Source organism: Fibrella forsythiae (assembly GCF_017353175.1).
In the GTDB taxonomy this organism is placed as follows: domain Bacteria; phylum Bacteroidota; class Bacteroidia; order Cytophagales; family Spirosomataceae; genus Fibrella; species Fibrella forsythiae.
Window position 1 is genome coordinate 800,494 of record NZ_JAFMYW010000001.1, and the last position, 19,765, is coordinate 820,258.

The following is a 19,765-nucleotide window of genomic DNA, read 5'->3' on the forward strand; positions in this document are numbered from 1 at the left end:
TACCTGATGAAAAAACACGATCAACAACCCGTTTCGCCTGCCACGGTCCCGGCAAACTCACGGCGGACGTTTCTGAAAACACTGGGTTTAGCGGCCACTGCGCCCGTTGCCCTGACCGAGACCGTGAAGGCCGCGCCCACCACGCAATACCTGAACCTGATCAAAAACCACGCGAGCACATCGGCCAACAGCAAAGTCAGGATGGCGCTGATCGGCACTGGCGGCATGGGCATCGGCGATATGCAGACGGCCCTGATGATCGACGGCGTTGAGATGGTGGCCGCCTGTGACCTCTACGATGGTCGGCTACGGCGGGCCAAAGAGCTGTGGGGCAATGACCTGACCGTCACCCGCGATTACCGCACCCTCCTCGATCGCTCGGACATCGATGCCGTAATCAACGCCACAACCGACCACTGGCACGAAAAAATATCGTCGGACGCCATGCGGAAAGGTAAGCACGTGTACTGCGAAAAGCCGATGGTGCAGAAAGTTGAAGACGGCCACACGCTCATCAAGGTATCGAACGAAACGGGCAAGGTCTTTCAGGTCGGAAGCCAGTTCGCGTCGTCGATCATCATTGCCAAAGCCAAAGAACTGTTGAAAGCCGGCGACATTGGTGAGCTCGTTTTTGCGGAAGCGATCTATGATCGTCACAGCGCTATGGGTGCCTGGCAATACTCGATTCCTCCCGATGCGTCACCGCAAACCGTCGACTGGGATACGTACCTGGGAAGTGCCCCCAAACGCTCGTGGGACCCGCTGCGCTTCTTCCGCTGGCGCAACTACCAGGACTACGGCACCGGCATCGCGGGTGATCTATACGTGCACCTGCTCACCAGCCTGCATACCGTAACCGGTTCATTGGGACCAAACCGCGTGTATTCGAGTGGGGGTACTCGTTACTGGAAAGATGGCCGCGACGTACCTGACATTCAGCTGAGTATCTACGATTACCCGAAGACCGCCGAGCACCCCGAGTTTAACCTCACCACCCGCTCGAACTTCGTAGACGGTGGCGGTGGTAATTACCTGGTTCGGCTCGTTGGCACCGAGGGCGACCTGTCTATTGGCTGGGATAGCCTGACGGTTCACCGGAACAAATTCCCGAAAGCGCCGGGTATGTCGATCGACAATTTCCCGAAAGACCAGAAAGAGTTGTTCCTGGCCGAATACAACAAGCTATATCCATCTGTTCCGGAAATGGAAGGACCGAAGGAGTTTAAGTACACAGTGCCGAAAGATTACAAAGGCGATCGCTACGAACACTTCGTCAACTTCTTCAATTCGGTACGCGACAAAAAAGCCAACATCGAAGACGCCACCTTTGGCCTACGCGCCTGTGGGCCAACGCAGTGCGGCAACATGAGCCTGTTCCAGAAAAAAGTTATGACCTGGGACCCCGTGAAAATGAAGATCGGCAACGCGGTGTAAGCAGATTATCGAAGCGTACTCGTATAGATGAAAGGCCCCAATGCAGGCAGTAGCTCGCATTGGGGCCTTTCTTTGATTAAAATGGCATACTTAACTCAACGAATGACCGTAGCTTTCAGCCACCTGATCGGCCTGCTACTCCTACTGATAGCTGGCCCGTCATTGGCTCAATCGACGCCGATGAGTCAACTGCGCGTGCAGGGCAACCAGTTTGTCACCGCCGACGGCAGCCCGATCGTTTTCAGGGGCCTGAACGCCAGCGACCCCGACAAACTAGACAAAAGCGGTCATTGGGATAAATCCTATTTCGAAGAAATGAAACGCTGGGGGGCTACACTCGTCCGTTTTCCGGTGCATCCGGCCGCCTGGCGGAGCCGTGGGGCGGCCCAATACCTACAACTGCTCGACAAGGGCGTAGCCTGGGCAAATGAACTAGGCCTGTACGTCGTCATCGACTGGCACAGCATTGGCAACCTGAAGAACGAGATGTACCAGAGCCCGAACTACGAAACGACCCACAAAGAATCGTTCGAGTTCTGGCGAACCCTATCGGATCATTACAAGGGCAATACGACGGTTGCCTTTTTTGAACTGTTCAACGAACCCACTGTCATGGGTGGCAAGCTCGGCACCTGCAGCTGGGCCGAATGGAAGGCGCTGATGGAAGAAACGATCACCATCATCCGGGCCAACGGCAGTAAGGCCATTCCGCTGGTAGCCGGTTTCAACTGGGCGTATGACCTGAAAGAGGTGGCGCAAAATCCGATCAACGCCGAAGGCATTGGGTACGTTAGCCACCCCTACCCCATGAAGCGCCCTAAACCCTGGGAACCCCAATGGACTGCCGACTGGGGTTTTGTTGCGCAGAAATACCCGCTGATGCTAACGGAAATCGGCTTTTGCGGTGCCGATGATAAAGGGGCCCACGTGCCTGTTATCAGTGACGAATCGTATGGCGACGCCATCACCAGTTACTGCGCCACCAACGGCATTTCGTATGTTGTCTGGGTGTTCGACCCACAATGGGCACCCATGCTATTCAGCGACTGGAACTACACGCCCACCCGGCAGGGACGGTATTTCAAACAGGCCATGCAAACACCCGCCAGAAAGTAGCATGCGCAGTTGACACAGGTATATTGATAATTTATACAGAATTATTACAAATATCTGCGTTGTTTTGCAAAACTATCAACGCAATCCCGTCAACTCAGTGTCCAGCACAGCTTCCCATATGCCCGATGACGAAGCGTTGTGGTTGCTGGTTACGGCAGGCGACGATGCGGCGTTTGAGCACTTGTTCAGGCGCTACTACCCGCTCATGTATCGCTACGGGAAGAAATTCTCAACCGATACCGAACTCGTCAAAGACGCCATCCAGGAGTTGTTTTCTGAACTCTGGCAGCGACGAACGTTTCTGAACCAGACACCCTCTGTCAGGCATTATCTGTACAAATCACTGCGGCGAAAAATGCTGCGGCTGTCGACCAGCCAGCCCGACCATGGCGAACTGACAGATGAGCTGCACCAGTTCAACGTAACGCTTTCGCCCGAGCAACTCCTTGTCGATGAAGAACTATCGGCCCAACAGGGTCAGCAAATGGTTCACTGGCTGTCGTTCCTGTCACCAAGACAACGAGAGGCGATCTACCTCCGTTTTTACCACGATATGGAGTATGAGGAGATCGCCAGTGTCATGACCGTTAGCAACCACGCGGTCCGGAATCTGATTTACGAGGCCCTGAAGCTATTACGCAGCCGACTGATTTCTATTGCTATCAACCTTCTTGTCGCCGTTCACGCTCAGTTATAACTATAACAATTCCAAGAACAATCCTGATTATTTATAATTTGAATATAATTTTTACCTGATTAATTAAAATAATCACCGCTCATTCAGGACAAAGTCATGCCGCGCTGTCTATTCTCTTGTAACATAGACGCTATGCTGCATGAAGTACGCCAACTACCAGGTAGAAGACTTTTTAACGGATACTGACTTTATACGTTGGGTCAAAAGCCCCCAACCCCAACAGGATCTATTCTGGGAGGCGTTCCAGCGTGAGCACCCCGAACAGCAACCTACCCTGCGGCAAGCCAGGGCCATCTTGCTGGCTATGCGGTTCAGTGAAGACACCGTTTCAGAGTCAACAATCAAGGCGGAATGGGACCGGTTTGTGCAAAACCGGACAACGCTGGTCACTGAGCCGGCTGAAGTACCTGTCATTCAATTACGTCCATTCCGTCGGTGGTGGGCCGCCGCTGCCGCAGTGGCAGGTCTGTTGATCGGTTTTCTCTGGTGGACAAACCAGCCGGTACCCGATACGGTCTACCGCACTGCTTTCGGCCAGCTACGTCAGATCACCTTGCCGGATGGGTCGGCTCTTACCCTGAATGCCAATAGTGAAGCGCGTGTGCCGGGCAACTGGCGCGACCGGCCGCTTCGGGAAGTGTGGCTCCGTGGCGAGGGGTTCTTTCACGTCGTGAAACGGAAAGGGCAATCGCAGTCCCGCTTCGTGGTGCATACCGACGAACTGGCTGTTGAGGTGCTGGGTACGTCGTTCAACGTAAAGAGCCGCCGGAAGCAGGCCGATGTACTCCTGCAGGAAGGCTCCGTACGCTTGCGGTTAGCCGGTAGCGATACCGTTCGGTCACTCCTGATGCGCCCCGGCGATGGGGTACACTACCAACCCGCCACGGGTCGCCTTAAACGCCTCGCCATGCTACCCACAAGAATGGCCGCCTGGACCCGGGGCGTACTGCTGCTTGATTACATGACTCTGGCCGAACTCGGCAGCGTTATCGAAGATACCTATGGCCGAAAAGTGGTCATTCGGTCGCCAGCACTGGCGCGCCGCGTGCTGAGTGGTTCAGTACCAACGGGTAATGAACGGGCTCTCCTGGATGGCATTGCCCTGACGCTGAACGTACCTGTACATATGGAAAATAACACCGTCGTGTTTGGCAACTGAGTCAGTTGATCAGCGCCCTGCTTCTCTCCTCTTACGAATTCATTCAAACCCTGTTTTACCATGAACATACGTTTACTCACGCTGACAGGCTGGTTGACCAGTTGTCTGACTGTAGCAATCGGGCAGGATTTAGCAACGACAAAACGTGCCACGCCCCCGCCGTCAGGTACGTTTAAACAGCAGTTGCACCTGAAAGATGTATTGACTGATCTTGAAAGACGGTTTAGTGTTCAGTTTCTGTACGAAGGCACCCTACTCGAAAACCAGTTGGTCAGCTACGATCCACGGCAGAAAGACACGATCGAAGGCGTACTTCAGCGCATTCTTAGTAAAGGGCTACATTACCAGCGGGTCGATGGCACGCTTTACGCCATCTTCCCCACTACCGGATCAAAAAAGGCAACCATGCTCCCGGCCACTACCGACCGCCAGCGAGCAGGCAACACCAGTCTGTCGGTAGCCGAGATTAGCCTTACCGGAACAGTAACTGACTCAGAAACAAGTCAGGGTCTTCCGGGCGTCAGCATTGTCCTGAAAGGAACGACTACTGGTACCACAACCGACGTTGAGGGGCACTACCGGCTGACGGTGCCGAATGAGCAGGCCGTTGTCGTCTTCAGTTTTGTCGGGTATCTGCCCCAGGAAGCAGTCGTTGGCAACCGGACCTCCATCAGCGTGACCCTCAAGCCCGACACCAAATCGCTGGATGAAGTAGTGGTGGTCGGGTATGGCGAGCAACAGAAAAAGCTCATCACGGGGGCCACCAGCCAGGTGAAAGGTGCCGACATTCAGAAACGAAACAATACCGGGGTGCTCGATGCGCTGAAAGGTCAGGTGGCCGGCTTGAACATCACAAAAGCATCGGCCCAGCCCGGCGATGGCTTTAAAGTGAGTATTCGCGGATTGGGCACCACGGGGAACTCAAGCCCTTTATACGTGGTCGATGGCGTTCCGGTTCCCGATATCAGCAACCTGAATCCGGCTGATATTGAATCGCTCGATGTGCTGAAAGATGCCGCCTCGGCCGCTATTTACGGGTCGCGGGCCTCGAACGGCGTAATCCTGCTGACGACCAAAAAGGGGAAAGTAGGCAAAGCCTCGATCAGCTACGACGGGTACTTCGGCATTCAGAACGTGGCAAAAAAAATGACGTTTCTGGGTGCAAAAGACTACCTGATGCTGATGTCAGAGTATTACACCAATAACAAAATCGCCGTCCCCAACTTTGCTGCACTTATTCCGGGCTATGCCGATATTGCCAACGGCACCTGGGATGGCACCAACTGGCTGGATGCTACCTCGAACAAAAACGCCCCGATCCAGAATCATACGCTGAACATTTCGGGCGGTAACGATCAGGCAATCTATTCAATGGGGTTGTCGCTGAACTCCGAACAGGGCATTGTTGGCAAACCGGCAACACCCACTTACGATCGGCTGACCTTCCGGATGAATTCAGAATACACGATTGTAAAGAATGACCGATTCGATGTGCTGAAGATTGGCGAAAACGTCAATTACGCCAATACCGACCGGCGCGTAACCATTGGTGAAGGGGCTGGTAATGAGACCAGTTTTGCCTCTGTCGTCACCGGCAGCCCGGTCATTCAGTTATACAACCCCGACCCAACTAAACAGGGGCCCTATCCATATTACCCGTACAACGTGTATGGTAGTCCTACGGGTGTAGCCCCAACGGCCCCAAACCCACTGGCCTGGCTCGATTATGAGAAATCGGGCAGTTTCAGGCGGGGCAATAACCTGAACGGCAACATTTACCTACTACTCCAACCCATTAAAGGACTGGTGTTCCGATCATCATTCGGGGTCAACTCCTACGCCACTTCCGACAGAAGTTGGGTACCTGCCTACCTACTTTCAGCTACCCAGGCCACCACCTATTTCTACAATCCCCTCGACCGTACGGCGCAATCGCTTCAGCAGGGTATGAAATGGATTTTCGATAATACACTCACCTACAAAGTTGCTCTGCCAAAACAGCATAACCTGGATGTGATGGTAGGCGGCTCAGCCGAAAAGATTGGGATTGGCGAGTCGATCAGCGGCGACAATGCAAACTCGCTCTTCAGCAGCTTCGACTATGCCTACCTGATCAACAACAAAACGGTCGACCCGGCCTTTACGCATCTGAGTGGCTCCCCACTGGTCATGTCGCGCATTCTATCTGGTTTCAGCCGGGCCAGCTACGACTATAAACAGACGTACCTGTTCACAGCCGTATTCCGGGCCGATGGGTCATCTAATTTTGCCACCGGCAAACGATGGGGTTACTTCCCGTCTGTATCGGCAGGCTGGGCCATGACCAACGAAACCTTTATGGACCGGACAAAAGGCTGGCTCGATTACCTGAAAATTCGCGCCAGTTGGGGCCAAAACGGCAATCAGTCGATCAGCCCGTTCCAGTACCTATCGACGATTTCATTTAACGGAGCGCCATTTTTCAGGTATAGCGACAAAACCAAGTTCGATAATGGTGGGTACCCCAACATCCTGTCGAACCCGAATGTGAGTTGGGAAACCTCCGTACAAACCGACATTGGCCTCGACGCCCGCCTGCTGGGCAATCGGTTGGGGGTCACGCTCGACTGGTATGAGAAGCTGACCAAAGATTGGCTCATTCAGGCTCCCATTCTGGCCTCTGATGGGACCGGGGCACCCTTTGTGAACGGTGGGGACGTACAAAATAAAGGCATTGAACTGGCGCTAACCTGGAACGACCAGGTAGGTACGTTCACCTACGGGCTGTCGGCCAATGTGGCGAAGCAGGACAATGTAGTTACCCGGATTGCTAACCCGGAGGGTATCATTCACGGGCCCAACGCCGCCCTGCACGCCGATCAGAAAGAAACGTACCGGGCCGAAGTGGGCAAGCCAATCGGCTATTTCTGGGGCCTCCAGACCAATGGGCTGTTTCAGAACCCGGAAGAGGTGCTGAACTACAAAAATGCGGCTGGCAAAATCATTCAGCCCGCAGCCCAACCGGGTGACCTTCGGTACGTAGATCGCAACGGCGACGGGGTCATCGACCAGTCAGACTACACGATGCTGGGTAACCCGAACCCCAAATTTGTGTTTGGCTTCTCGTTCAACTGTGCCTACCGTGGCTTTGATTTCAGTGCCATTACCAACGGTGTTGCCGGTAACCAGGTGATCTGGAATTACTTCAATAATACCAACCACGGCACCTACAACTGGTCGACACTGGCCCTAAGCCGGTGGCATGGCGAAGGTACGTCGACCACCACGCCCCGCATCAATACCGGCAGCACGCAGGATATCACCCTCTCTGATCGCTTCGTGGCCGATGCCGGTTTCTGGCGGATGAGCAACCTGACGCTGGGTTATAATTTCAAAACGCTCTGGCCCAACTCGCCGATGAAGCAGCTGCGGATGTACGTATCCAGCCAGAACCTGTTCACCATCACCAACTATGAAGGCTTCAACCCTGAAGTTGGGAATGGGGGTAAAAACGGCGGCAACTGGGCCGGTGGGGTCGATTCATCACCCTACCCGCTAGCCCGGACCTTCCTGCTGGGTGCTTCCCTGAAATTCTAAACCCTTCTAATTCATTGGCTATAAACCAATTGACCCATGAAAAACACATTAACCATTCTACTGATCGCCTCCAGCCTGGTCTGGGCTGGGTGCTCCAACTTTCTGGACACACAGGATCTTACAGAAAAGACTAATGCCACATTTCCCATTACAGTTACCGATTACGATCAGGCTATTGCCGCCGTTTATGCGGCCCAGCGCGATGCCTACTTCGACCAGATCAACAGCTTCATTGGCATTTCGTCGTACCTCGACGATGACAATATTGCCAATGGCCGGGCGCTGTTCGACGATCCGATGATCCGGGGATTTGAACGCTATCAGGTCAGGAATTTCGATCAGTTGCTTGCCCCCTGGCAGAACTACTACAAGGCCATTTACCGGGCAAATTTCGTGCTGGAGAGCCTCAACAAAAATAACTCAACCTTAACCGATGCGCAGAAAGCAAGCTATCGCGGTCAGGCGTTGTACCTCAGAGCCTCCAGTTACTTCGACCTGTGCCGCCTCTTCGGCGGGGTTCCGCTGAAAACGTCGACGGAATCGAACAATCCCCCCCGCGCCTCGGTCGATTCGTGCTTTGCGCTCATTGCCAGCGACCTCAAAAAATCAATTGAGGCGTTACCGGCCAAATCGTTTCAGAACATCAACAAGGCAAATGAGCTCTTCAATGCCAATAAATACGCGGCTGAAGCCATGATGGGCCGGGTGTTCCTGTTCTACACCGGTGTGTACGGAAAGCCGGAGTTGCCGCTGATGGAAGGGGGCACTGTTTCTAAAGCCAACACGCTTGATTACCTCCATGACGTGATCAACACGAGCGGTTACGGTCTGATCGACGATTTTCGGAACCTGTGGCTGTATTCGTTGGCCAATACCGATTACAAATTCGCCAAGGACAATAACCTCAATTGGATTGGTGAACGAGGCGGCAACAACGAATGTATCTATCTGATTTCGTTCTCGGGTCTGGGTACGAACAACCAGTGGGATCGTTTTCAGAATAGCGTGAGCACGTCTGTACCCGGCATCACGCCCTTTGGCGCGGGCAGTGGCATGAGCGCCGTTAACCCTAAAGTATATGACGAATGGGACAGTGCTGACCTGCGTAAAGCGGGTTCGATCTGGAATGTGAAGGATGCCACCACGGAGGGTATCGAATTTAGTAGTACCCCCGCCCCCAACAGCGGAAAGTTCTATTTCAACTCACAGAGCAACGTAGAAGAAACCGGCTACCTCCAGAAAAAATACTGCCATATCTATGTAAACGTGGGTGGTAAGCGCACGGCGGCCAACACGGTGCTGAACGGTACGGCCACCAAGAACAATACCAACGATGCGACAGTAGGTCAGTACATTATGCGTTTTTCAGACGTACTGCTGATGGCCGCTGAGTTGGGTAGTCCGAATGCGCAAACCTATTTCGACCGGGTACGTTCGCGGGCTTACCAGAAAAATGCTGGAAACACACCGATTGCCGGCAAGCCATTTTACAAACCAGCCACGCTCGCCAACATTCAGGAAGAGCGCCGACATGAATTTGCCTTTGAAGGCATTCGCTGGTATGACCTGCTTCGGTGGCGGATCGTTGACCAGCAAATTGCCCAGTACAAGACCGATGTACCAGTGTACAAGTTTGGTGTGCAGGAAAAGATCACCATCCGCTACCGGCCCGAAACAAAAGGTCTGCTTCCCATTCCGCAAAGCCAGATTAACCTGAGCAACGGCGTCCTGAAGCAGAATGAAGGCTGGGGCGGTAATGAAGGTATTTACTCCGGCATTTAATACCTCGCCTGCTGCTCGACGTAAGAACAACGTATAACCAATTGCTAACTAATTCCCTACATCATGAGTAACCCGACTACCCTGACCATGCGATGCCTTCTCGCACTGGCGTTCTTTATCGGCTGTAGTGCCCTGACAACGGCAAATGCGCAAAGCGCCGGGCGTGGAAAGCTTCCGGCCAACGTCAAACTGGCACTGAACGCCTATTCGTTTAACGACATGCTGACGGGCAACCGGCAAAAAGAGAACAAGCCAACGCTGACCTTACCCGAGCTGCTCGACTGGTGCGCCACTCAGAATATCGAAGCCGTTGATTTAACGGGCTACTATTTCCCCGGCTATCCCGGCGTACCAACAGACGAGTATATCTATTCCATTAAACGGCAGGCTTTTAAACTGGGCATCGATATCAGTGGTACCGGCATCAAAAACAACTTTGCCTCACCCGATCCGGCGGTGCGGGCGGCCGATGTGAAACGGGCCAAAGAATGGATCATCGTGGCCGAGAAATTGGGCGCGCCTGTGCTACGGTTGTTTGCCGGTGAGATTCCTAAAGGATACGAAAATAAGTGGGACGAAGTGGCGGGCTGGATGATCGACTGTTATAAAGAGTGCGCTGCATTCGGTGCGCAACATGGGGTTATCATCGGCATTCAGAATCACGGTGATATGCTGCAAACGGCCGATCAGTGCATTAAAGTGGTTAAAGCCGTGAACTCCCCCTGGGCGGGAATCATCCTCGATACGGGTAATTTCAAGGTCACCGATCCTTATCAGGACATTGAAGCGGTAATTCCCTACACGGTTAACTGGCAGGTGAAGGAAAGCGTGTTTGGCATTGGCAGTAAAATACCGACTGACGTGCCCCGTTTAATGAAGATCCTGAAGCGTAGCGGCTACCGGGGCTACATCCCCATTGAAACACTGTATGTGAAAGACGTTCCGTACGACCCATACGTGTTGGTACCCGCTTTGTTGAAGGAGCTGAAAACCGCTCAAAATGCCGAGTTTAATTAATTGGTAGTGAGGTGATCAGACACGGAGTTCTCAGGAGAACGCTCTGGCTGATCACCTCACTGACAGTATGCACGTACTATGCCTTACGAAAAAATCAACGTCGGTCTGGTTGGATTTGGCCTGTCGGGGCGCTATTTCCATGCGCCATTCTTATCTGTTCATCCGGGATTCGAGCTAACGACGGTCGTGACCAGCCGGCCTGCTGAGGTGGCGGCGTTCAATCCGGCCATCAGCACCGTTTCAACGGCCGACGAACTGCTTGCCGACGACTCTGTTCAACTGGTTTTTATCTGCTCGCCCAACGAAACCCACTTCCGGTACGCGCTGTCTGCGCTGGAACGCAACAAGCATGTGGTGATCGAAAAACCATTTGCCCTCACTGAAGCCGAAACCAGCCAGTTGCTGGATCTGGCCTCGTCGCGTAACCGGATGGTAACGGCCTATCAGAATCGGCGCTGGGACGCTGACTTTCTGACCGTTAAACAACTGATTGCTGATAACCGGCTGGGCGCCGTGCTCGATTACGAAGCGCGATATGATCGATTTATGCCCGTCGACAGCCGAAGTACTTCCTGGAAAGAGCTATCGGGCGATGGGCGGGGCAGTCTGTTCAATCTGGGTCCTCACCTCGTCGATCAGGCGTTACACCTGTTCGGCACTCCAAAGACCGTCTCGGCCGACATCCGGATTATCCGGCCCGGCAGCCAGATTGAAGACTGGTTTACCATTCGCCTCGCTTATCCAGATAAAGAAGTGACGCTAAAATCCAGCCTGATGGCTCATCAGAACCATCGCCGGTTTACCATTCACGGCACCTTGGGCTCGTTTAGTAAAGGAGGGCTGGACGTGCAGGAGCCCACGCTGAAACTGGGTACGTTGCCCAATACGCCCAACTGGGGCTATGAACCATCCGAAAACCGTGGCCTGCTCACCACTGGCGATCAAGCTGAACTGGTCGACAGCCTTCCCGGCAACTACGCGGCTTTTTATGCCGCCCTGTTCGACTCGATTGTCAATGGTGCCGAACCAGTGGTTAAGCCCCACGAAATCCAGGCCATTGCCAGAGTAATTGACCTGGCCCGGCAAAGCAGCCGGGAAGGCCGAACACTGCCATTTTGACTAGTCAGGTACGTTGCCATTTCACATCTTTCCTTTTTCGTCTCCCGTTCAATGCCACACTTTCCAACCAGCTACCGCTGGCAGATTACCGCTTTACTGTTTGTCGCAACTACGATCAACTACCTCGACCGGCAGGTAATCAGCCTATTAAAACCAACGCTTGAACAGGTTTTCAACTGGTCGGAAACGGATTACAGCCACATCGTGATGGCGTTTCAGGGGGCCTACGCGCTAAGTTTCGTCATGTTTGGCTGGAGTATCGACCGCATCGGGGCTAAACTTGGCTACAGCATTTCGGTCTTCGTCTGGAGCTTGGCGGCCATGCTCCACGCCGTTGCCAGTGGCACAGTCAGCTTCGGAGTTTTTCGGGCGATGCTGGGGTTAGGCGAAGGCGGGAACTTTCCGGCCTCGATCAAGACGGTTACAGAGTGGTTTCCGCAGAAAGAACGTGCCTACGCTACCGGGATATTCAATTCGGGCACCAACATCGGTGCGGTGGTGGCGCCCCTGCTTGTGCCGTGGCTCCTGGGGAACTACGGCTGGCAGGCGGCTTTTCTTGCTACCGGGGCCATTGGCTTCATCTGGCTTTTTTTCTGGTGGCGCTACTACGAAACCCCCACCCGGCACCGAAAAATATCGCCCGAAGAACTGTCCTACGTTAATGAAGCACCGCAGACCTCGGGTGAGTCCTCGGTCAGGTGGGTCGACCTGCTGGCACGCCGGCAAACCTGGGCGTTTATAACGGGAAAACTCTTTACTGATCCGGTATGGTGGTTTTTTTTGTTCTGGCTGCCATCCTTTCTGGCGTCGACTTTCAAACTAGATCTCACTAAACCAAGCCTGCCGCTGATCATTATTTACTCCGCAGCTACCATCGGCAGTGTGGGCGGCGGCTACCTCTCCGGCTATTTCCTGCGACGTGGCTGGACGGCCAACTGGTCTCGAAAAACGGCGATGTTTGTCTTTGCGCTTTGTATCGTGCCGGTGATGACTATCCAGTTTGCCACAAGCCTGTGGGTGGTTATCGGGCTACTCAGCCTGGCCGTGGCTGCGCATCAGGCCTGGAGCGCCAACCTCTTTACGCTGGTGTCTGATCTTTTCCCCCGCAAAGCCGTCAGTTCGGTTGTCGGCATTGGAGGCATGGCCGGTTCATTGGGCGGCATGTTGTTTCCGCTGCTCGTGGGCTCTCTTCTCGACACCTATAAAGCCCAGGGAAGTATAGCCACTGGCTATAATATACTGTTTATCGTGTGCGGATCGGCTTATCTGGTAGCGTTACTCAGCATCCACCTCCTGGTACCTGCACTAAAGCCGGCAGATTGCTGACGAAACGCCTTACACGCCCAGAGAAGCACAGACAACGTACCTGGCAGTAAGGATCGAAACCGTAAGTGGCAATCCCGTTCAGAGTGGTTTATACAGGCCGTATACTGCCAGTATAATCGGGATTAGCCGTTCTTTGGCAAGAGCATACTCCCTCAAACTCCCCCTCCTGATGCACCTGAATCGCAGACATTTTCTACAGCAACTGGGCGTTGGTGCCCTTAGTTTGGGTGCAGCTACCACCGGACTGGCTAACTCAGTTCCTGGGCTGGAAAGCCTGCTTTCGCCCGCGCGTACGGTTAAGCTGCCGCGTAGTATCCCAACGGCACAGGGCGTTGCTCCCACTGGCCTGCTCGATTTTGCCAATGCCATCGAAAAAGCCAACCTGAATGTGCACAGCATCATGGTGGTGCGTCATGGGCAGGTAGTGGGCGAAGGCTGGTGGGCCCCCTATGCCCCCCAACTGAAGCACACGCTGTATTCGTTGAGCAAGGCATTTACGTCAACAGCCGTTGGGCTTGCTGTTGCTGAAGGCCGTTTGACAGTAGAGGATAAAGTCATTTCGTTCTTCAAGGATCAGTTACCTGCAACCGTCAGCGAGAACCTGGCGGCGATGCGCGTACAGGATCTGCTGACGATGTCGACCGGGCATGATAAAGAGCCCACTCCCGACATGCGTGCTAACGGCAACACAAACTGGATCAAGGTGTTTCTGGCCCATCCGGTCGATCATAAGCCGGGTACGCATTTTGTGTATAACAGCGGGGCTACCTACATACTGTCGGCCATTGTGCAGAAGCTGACGGGCCAACCGCTGATCACATACCTGCAACCGCGCCTGTTTGGCCCACTGGACATTGAGGGGGCCGATTGGGAAGTTGATCCGAATGGCATCAATACCGGCGGGTGGGGGCTACGATTACACACCGAAGACATCGCCAAATTCGGGCAATTATACCTGCAAAAGGGTACATGGAACGGCAAACGAATCCTGTCTGAGGCCTGGGTCGCCGAGGCTACCACGTCGCATATTCAGTCGGCAGGTGGAAAACGGAAAGCGGAGGAGAACGACTGGCTGCAAGGATACGGTTACCAGTTCTGGCGGTGCCGGCATGATGCCTACCGTGGCGACGGCGCGATGGGCCAGTACTGCATCGTGATGCCAAAAGAAGACGCCGTCATCGCGATCACCTCTGAAACGGGCGATATGCAGGCCGTAATGGACGCTGTCTGGAATCATATCCTGCCCGCCTTCAAAGCAACCCCGTTACCTGCCGACGCCGCAGCAACGGCCCTGACAGCGAAAAAACTAAGCAGTTTGGCGCTAACGTACCCAGTGCTGGAAGCAACGTCGCCCCTGGTGGCGTTGATCAGCGGAAAAACCATCGCGTTTGAGTCAAACTCAATTAAAGCGACGGCCATGACCCTGACGTTCGGCAACGATAAGTGCCAGGTCAAATTCAGCGACGATCAGGGGAATCACCAACTTACCTGCGGCATAAACCGCTGGGCCGAAAGCGAATCGACGCTCTCGACGAAGCCCATCAAACTCGTTCCAACGCCCATTCCCGGCGAGCGTAAAACGCTCATTGCCGGAACGGCCACCTGGCAGGATGCCAATACGCTGCTGATGACGTGGCGGTTTATAGAAACAGCTCATTATGAAACCGTTACCTGTCGGTTTGGGGCAGATGCGGTTACCGTCGAATTTGAGAGCAGCATAGCGAAGATCAATAAAACAAAAGATGCCCGCCCCGTACTTCAGGGCAAACTCCAGGCTGGGGCGCTTAGTCACAAGGGGTAGTTACTAACTCATTGGCGATCAGTTAGCACACTGATTTCGCGGATAGTTCAGTTGTACGCTAGATTATAGCGTCCGATTCTGTTCTAGCCACGTTATCAGTGTGCTATTCTTTTTTCAGAGACTCAACTAAACGTTTGCCTGTCAGATGCATCTAACTTGTATACAAGCCCAATTTAAGGCCATGAAAACAGCAGGTAAATTAGTGATAGTGTTGGTCGGCCTGACCTTCAGCCTGGCCGGAGTACTCAGTTCGTGCGCACAGGGCTCCTATAACCAGCCCGGTTACGGACAACCCGGATACGGGCAAACACAACCCGGCTACGGCCAGCCGGGCTACGATAACGGATACGACAATCAGCCCGGTTACAACAACCAGCAGGGATACAATCAATACAGTGGTCAACCACAGGATTTCTATAATGAGCTCGGGCCTTACGGCCAGTGGGTACAAACGCCCCAATACGGTACCGTCTGGATTCCAAACGTGCAGCCGGGTTTTCAGCCGTATGCCACCAATGGCCACTGGGTGGTGACCGAGTACGGCAACACCTGGGTATCTGACTACGCCTGGGGCTGGGGTCCATTTCACTACGGTCGCTGGTATCAGGATCCCCGGATGGGGTGGGCCTGGGTGCCTGGCTACGACTGGGGACCGGCCTGGGTATCGTGGCGTTCGGGTGGCGGCTACTACGGCTGGGCACCGCTGGGACCGGGTATCAATATCGACGTGAACATCAACATTCCAGCCAATTACTGGGTGTTTGTGCCACAGATCTACATCACCAGCCCAAGCCTGTACAGCTATTACGTACCTCGTCCGCGGGTGGTCAACATCTACCAGCAAACCACGATCATCAACAACGTGTATCGGGTCAATAACCGGGCATATGCCTACGGACCCCGCCGCGATGAGATCGAACGCGTAACCCGCCGGTCGGTACCGGTGTACCGGATCGAAAACTCAAGGCGTCCGGGTCGCGACGAGGTGCGAAACAACAACTCGATCGGCATCTACCGCCCCGAAACAACCCGTGGCACTCGGGATAGCCGAGGTAACGACAGCCGCGTTTATAATGCGCCATTTGACAATAACCGGGGCGGTTCACGGGATGATTCTCGCGGCAACAACGTACCTGGCCGGAGTTCGGGGGGCAGTTATGGTGGCAATGCGCGGACTAACAACGTACCTGAAGCCGGTAGCCCGGTGCCTACCCCTGGCTCGTACAACGGCGGGGGACGCGGCAACGCAGGTTCCTATGGCGACCCTGGCAACCGGGCAAATCCAGCAAACCCCAACTCAACCCCTTCGTATCCAGATCGGGGGCAAACCAGAGGCGGTGGCGGTTATGGACGGCCCAGCTACGAAGCACAGCAGAACCAGCCAATGACCCAGCCCGGCCAGCCAGCGCAGCCTTCTCGTCCGGAAGCTACGCCACAACCACAACGCGAATGGGGTGGACAGCGGGGCGGTGGTAGCTATTCGCCACCGGCCAGCCCGGCACCAGCCAGCCCTCAACCGCCAAGTGGCGGTTTCGAGAACCGGCAGCAGCCCCAGGCACAACCATCGGGCGGTCGTGAGCAGCGGGTCGGAGGCGGTGAACAACGGGCTCCCGGAGGCCAGCCACAAGGCGGTTATTCAACGGGTCGGGGCAGTTCCCGCGGCAATAATTAACTAGCTGACTCTGCTTTAGAAAAGGCCAGATCCTCAACAGATCTGGCCTTTTTAGTAAGTTACCACAGAATACAATTATGACCCGGCTACTTTACCGGCGCCATTTGCTGGGCGGCTACTTTCCAGTCTTTACCTTCTTTGGTCAGCACTTCAGTAAACCGGAACATAGCTGTGTCTGGTTTGGGGCGTGAAGCGGTTCCCTGCGCCATGATGACATTTTCTGCCAGCGAGGCTGTTGAATCAAACTTGATCGACTCCCCATCAGCAGCCAGACCCTGAACGGCCATCTGACGGGCAATTGAATCGATAGCAGCTTTCGGCATACCGCGTTTTTCCGGGCGCTCTGGCCGAAACAGCTTTTTACCTGCGTTGGCGAGGTCTTTAAATACGGGCAGATCTGCGGCAATTCCACCGGCAAAAAGTACAGCCATCAGGGCCGAAATCACCAGTTCACGTTTGATACCACCGGTTCGCTTATCCGTAGAGTAGCCTTTGATCGACGACCAGTTATTGACAATGTGAAAGACGGCAGCGGTGAAAAACAGCATGCCAAACCAGGCGTGGGTGTGGTCAATGGTGTGATTACTCTGTCCAAAATAAATGAGCAGACCGGTTACGGAGAGTACGGTGAATACGGCAGCCACCATCAGACTGACCAGGTTCTTTTTCTTCATGATTAAGTGGTAAGGAACAGTTAAACGGCACAATTTCAGCGCAAAGAAGTGTACTTCAGGTGCGTGTCCAAAAAGATAGCTGCTTTTTTTGGTTTCTTTAGCAACCCGCATGGCGTGCCCCTACACCCGGCACCAGCTGCAGTGTCGTTGTATCCAGGCACTAACCGGGTCGGATCTGGCACAGAGGGGCTGCTCAGCTCATGATCCTGCTGTGTAAATGAATGGCCGACGATGATGTCGATGCAGTCAATCCAGGTGGGGCAGACACGCCTACCGGTGATTGTTCGATGAGCGGCTCCGGAATCGAATCTGCACATACAGGCTACCAACCAGCAGCACAAAGACAACCAGCACCATACCGGCCAGATAGGCCTTCTCACCATCCGGGTCCTGCTGACTGTGGGCTGCCATGCCGGTTGCCAGCACAATGTGCCCGCCAAGTACCCCGGCAATCCAGAACCGGAGCAGCAGCCAGCGTTTTTCAACAACCGGGAGGTACCAAAGCAAAAAACCAGCGGCCGTCAGTACTGGTATAATAATCGACAGGCTTTCAAATAAATCATCCGCCAATCGACCGGGTGGCGTATTTGCGCTGGCAAGTAGAACTACAAGTCCGTACATCAACAACCACAATAGCTCCGGACCGATCAGGATCGATAACCACCGTGGTAACAATTGAGTATTCATTCAGGTAAACACTGACTAGTTAAATGAGTAATACGTGGCTGCGCAATACATATCGCTGTCTGTTACGACGTTCTGCAAGTAAAAATGTACCGTTATAGCGAGAATTTTATTGAGAATTTCGTCACTGACAAAAAAGTCTCCACTATTTTCTTAGCCACCGGCTCCTGATTTACCGTCGATATCGATTTCCATTCACCTATCGTTCAGGCGACTGAATGCCGTATCTTTGGCCGTCTGCCCCTCCCATTATCTCCTCAACCACTATGAAGCCAAATACCATCTACGAGCTGCTTATCGATGCGATGGAGGAACATCTACCCCCCGGCTGGACCATCGCTCGCCTGACTGTTCAGTTTCTGACCAATGGAGAAGACGTGGAATTCGCAGGTACGTACCTGGATCAGGCCGGTGAGCCTCAACCGCTAACCACCGATTTCCCTGCAGAAGTAGCCGAAGCCGTGCAACGCCTGTATCAGCTTCGTAAAACAGATGGGCACCCTCGTGCCAATACATTTCAGCTCGACCTGACCGCCGCCGGGCAATTTACAACTGCCTATAGTTGGGATCAGGAAATCCAGGATGAAGATGACCACTTCAGCAACGGGGGTACTGCCCGTGAATGGCAAAAAATTCGGGATGCTAGATATGGGCCTTCAACTGATTGATCAGGCGGCACCAGTCAGTACCCAGCAAAGAGTGGGCCAATTTCTGCCAGCTTATTCAGGCTCGTTTCCCGGTGAAAGCGGCACTAGTGGCAAAACGCCGCTAAAGCCTATACGCTCCGCCCTCTGAATAAACACCTATCCAGCCACCATTTTATGCGTTTCAGAGCAGTTCTAGCTATTCTCTGCTTACTCGGCCCAACAGGCTGTACATTCAGTCAGAGTACGCGCCAAAAGGTACCATTGCCCGCACCGTTTGTGCTGGGAATCGTTGATTCGGTCTGGTCAGCGACCCTGCATGAAACACGGATTCTTAACATTTACCTACCTGCAGGTTATTCACCCGATTCAGCAAAACGATATCCGGTGATTTACCTGCTGGACGGGGGAGCAGACGAAGATTTTGTGCATATCGTTGGGCTGGTAAAATACAACACCACGCCCTGGATAGACCGATTTCCGGAATCTATTGTTGTGGGAATTGCCAACGTGAACAGACGGCGAGACTTCACGTTCGGGGTGGCTAACCTCGATTTTGTGGCCCGGGCGGGTTTCAAACCAGGTCAGTTCTCGGCATACGGTGGCTCAGCCTCGTTCATGGCATTTATCGAGAAGGAACTCCAGCCATTCATTGCTGGCCGATACGCTACGACCGCAGCAAAAACGATCATTGGTGAATCGCTGGGTGGGTTGCTGGCAACAGAAATATTACTGAAGAAGCCCACCCTGTTTGATACATACATTATCCTGAGTCCCAGTCTCTGGTGGGGTCAGGAAGCCTTACTGACGCAGGCACCGGCGCTGCTAAAAATGCACGCCCAAAAACGCTCCGTCTACATCGGTGCCGGTGCCCGGTCTGAAAGCGAGATCATGTATGCCGACGCCAAAGCGCTGGCTGATGCCCTGACCACCTATGGCGCCCAGACAACAACGGTCATTTTTGACTACCTGCCCGACGAAACCCATGCCACGATGATCCACCAGGGGGTGTACAACGCGTTTAAATTGCTCTACCCGATAAAAAAATAGTAACAAATCAGGCG

Annotated in this window: 15 protein-coding genes; 13 read left to right on the forward strand and 2 right to left on the reverse strand. The window is 53.9% G+C overall.

Annotation, left to right across the window (positions count from 1 at the left end):
• Positions 1–6 precede the first annotated feature (6 nt).
• The 11 genes from J2I46_RS03875 (at position 7) to J2I46_RS03925 (ending at position 16,699) form a co-directional block, all read left to right on the forward strand.
• Complete coding sequence (locus J2I46_RS03875) at positions 7–1,434, forward strand: Gfo/Idh/MocA family protein (protein ID WP_207327608.1); 1,428 nt, start codon at positions 7–9, stop codon at positions 1,432–1,434.
• A 102-nt stretch (positions 1,435–1,536) separates the two neighbouring features.
• The gene (locus J2I46_RS03880) at positions 1,537–2,550 is read left to right on the forward strand and encodes a glycoside hydrolase family 5 protein (protein WP_207327609.1); all 1,014 of its coding nucleotides are present in this window, start codon (positions 1,537–1,539) and stop codon (positions 2,548–2,550) included.
• A gap of 118 nt (positions 2,551–2,668) precedes the next feature.
• Entirely contained in the window at positions 2,669–3,247 is a 579-nt protein-coding gene (locus tag J2I46_RS03885; protein ID WP_207327610.1) for an RNA polymerase sigma factor, read from the forward strand.
• A gap of 139 nt (positions 3,248–3,386) precedes the next feature.
• Positions 3,387–4,406 (forward strand): FecR family protein, encoded by a 1,020-nt coding sequence (locus J2I46_RS03890; protein WP_207327611.1) that lies wholly within the window; start codon positions 3,387–3,389, stop codon positions 4,404–4,406.
• A gap of 60 nt (positions 4,407–4,466) precedes the next feature.
• Complete coding sequence (locus J2I46_RS03895; protein WP_207327612.1) at positions 4,467–7,982, forward strand: SusC/RagA family TonB-linked outer membrane protein; 3,516 nt, start codon at positions 4,467–4,469, stop codon at positions 7,980–7,982.
• A 36-nt stretch (positions 7,983–8,018) separates the two neighbouring features.
• Positions 8,019–9,764: a RagB/SusD family nutrient uptake outer membrane protein gene (locus tag J2I46_RS03900; protein WP_207327613.1), complete on the forward strand. Its 1,746-nt coding sequence runs from the start codon at positions 8,019–8,021 to the stop codon at positions 9,762–9,764.
• Positions 9,765–9,827: 63 nt separating this feature from the next.
• Positions 9,828–10,781, forward strand: a complete 954-nt coding sequence (locus tag J2I46_RS03905) for a sugar phosphate isomerase/epimerase family protein (RefSeq protein ID WP_229379477.1) — start codon at positions 9,828–9,830, stop codon at positions 10,779–10,781.
• Positions 10,782–10,859: 78 nt separating this feature from the next.
• Positions 10,860–11,900: a Gfo/Idh/MocA family oxidoreductase gene (locus J2I46_RS03910; protein WP_207327614.1), complete on the forward strand. Its 1,041-nt coding sequence runs from the start codon at positions 10,860–10,862 to the stop codon at positions 11,898–11,900.
• A gap of 51 nt (positions 11,901–11,951) precedes the next feature.
• On the forward strand, positions 11,952–13,226 hold the full coding sequence (locus tag J2I46_RS03915; protein ID WP_207327615.1) for an MFS transporter: 1,275 nt from the start codon (positions 11,952–11,954) through the stop codon (positions 13,224–13,226).
• A 169-nt stretch (positions 13,227–13,395) separates the two neighbouring features.
• On the forward strand, positions 13,396–15,027 hold the full coding sequence (locus tag J2I46_RS03920) for a serine hydrolase domain-containing protein (protein ID WP_207327616.1): 1,632 nt from the start codon (positions 13,396–13,398) through the stop codon (positions 15,025–15,027).
• Between the two features lie 181 nt (positions 15,028–15,208).
• Positions 15,209–16,699 (forward strand): DUF6600 domain-containing protein, encoded by a 1,491-nt coding sequence (locus J2I46_RS03925; RefSeq protein WP_207327617.1) that lies wholly within the window; start codon positions 15,209–15,211, stop codon positions 16,697–16,699.
• Positions 16,700–16,785: 86 nt separating this feature from the next.
• On the opposite strand, the gene J2I46_RS03930 is transcribed toward J2I46_RS03925, so the two are convergent.
• On the reverse strand, positions 16,786–17,373 hold the full coding sequence (locus J2I46_RS03930; RefSeq protein WP_207327618.1) for a DUF4405 domain-containing protein: 588 nt from the start codon (positions 17,371–17,373) through the stop codon (positions 16,786–16,788).
• A gap of 270 nt (positions 17,374–17,643) precedes the next feature.
• Entirely contained in the window at positions 17,644–18,060 is a 417-nt protein-coding gene (locus J2I46_RS03935; RefSeq protein WP_207327619.1) for a hypothetical protein, read from the reverse strand.
• A 263-nt stretch (positions 18,061–18,323) separates the two neighbouring features.
• Between J2I46_RS03935 and J2I46_RS03940 the strand changes: the two genes are divergently transcribed.
• Both J2I46_RS03940 and J2I46_RS03945 read left to right on the forward strand, forming a co-directional pair.
• Positions 18,324–18,725, forward strand: coding sequence for a hypothetical protein (locus tag J2I46_RS03940; protein ID WP_207327620.1), 402 nt, complete (start codon positions 18,324–18,326; stop codon positions 18,723–18,725).
• 153 nt (positions 18,726–18,878) lie between these two features.
• The gene (locus tag J2I46_RS03945; RefSeq protein WP_207327621.1) at positions 18,879–19,751 is read left to right on the forward strand and encodes an alpha/beta hydrolase; all 873 of its coding nucleotides are present in this window, start codon (positions 18,879–18,881) and stop codon (positions 19,749–19,751) included.
• Positions 19,752–19,765 lie beyond the last annotated feature (14 nt).

Excerpts from the sequence above, each read along its gene's own strand:
- J2I46_RS03875 (WP_207327608.1), top strand. The coding sequence starts at position 7 with ATGAAAAAACACGATCAACAACCCGTTTCGCCTGCCACGGTCCCGGCA.
- J2I46_RS03880 (WP_207327609.1), top strand. The coding sequence starts at position 1,537 with ATGACCGTAGCTTTCAGCCACCTGATCGGCCTGCTACTCCTACTGATA.
- J2I46_RS03885 (WP_207327610.1), top strand. The coding sequence starts at position 2,669 with ATGCCCGATGACGAAGCGTTGTGGTTGCTGGTTACGGCAGGCGACGAT.
- J2I46_RS03890 (WP_207327611.1), top strand. The coding sequence starts at position 3,387 with ATGAAGTACGCCAACTACCAGGTAGAAGACTTTTTAACGGATACTGAC.
- J2I46_RS03895 (WP_207327612.1), top strand. The coding sequence starts at position 4,467 with ATGAACATACGTTTACTCACGCTGACAGGCTGGTTGACCAGTTGTCTG.
- J2I46_RS03900 (WP_207327613.1), top strand. The coding sequence starts at position 8,019 with ATGAAAAACACATTAACCATTCTACTGATCGCCTCCAGCCTGGTCTGG.
- J2I46_RS03905 (WP_229379477.1), top strand. The coding sequence starts at position 9,828 with ATGAGTAACCCGACTACCCTGACCATGCGATGCCTTCTCGCACTGGCG.
- J2I46_RS03910 (WP_207327614.1), top strand. The coding sequence starts at position 10,860 with ATGCCTTACGAAAAAATCAACGTCGGTCTGGTTGGATTTGGCCTGTCG.
- J2I46_RS03915 (WP_207327615.1), top strand. The coding sequence starts at position 11,952 with ATGCCACACTTTCCAACCAGCTACCGCTGGCAGATTACCGCTTTACTG.
- J2I46_RS03920 (WP_207327616.1), top strand. The coding sequence starts at position 13,396 with ATGCACCTGAATCGCAGACATTTTCTACAGCAACTGGGCGTTGGTGCC.
- J2I46_RS03925 (WP_207327617.1), top strand. The coding sequence starts at position 15,209 with ATGAAAACAGCAGGTAAATTAGTGATAGTGTTGGTCGGCCTGACCTTC.
- J2I46_RS03930 (WP_207327618.1), bottom strand. The coding sequence starts at position 17,373 with ATGAAGAAAAAGAACCTGGTCAGTCTGATGGTGGCTGCCGTATTCACC.
- J2I46_RS03935 (WP_207327619.1), bottom strand. The coding sequence starts at position 18,060 with ATGAATACTCAATTGTTACCACGGTGGTTATCGATCCTGATCGGTCCG.
- J2I46_RS03940 (WP_207327620.1), top strand. The coding sequence starts at position 18,324 with ATGAAGCCAAATACCATCTACGAGCTGCTTATCGATGCGATGGAGGAA.
- J2I46_RS03945 (WP_207327621.1), top strand. The coding sequence starts at position 18,879 with ATGCGTTTCAGAGCAGTTCTAGCTATTCTCTGCTTACTCGGCCCAACA.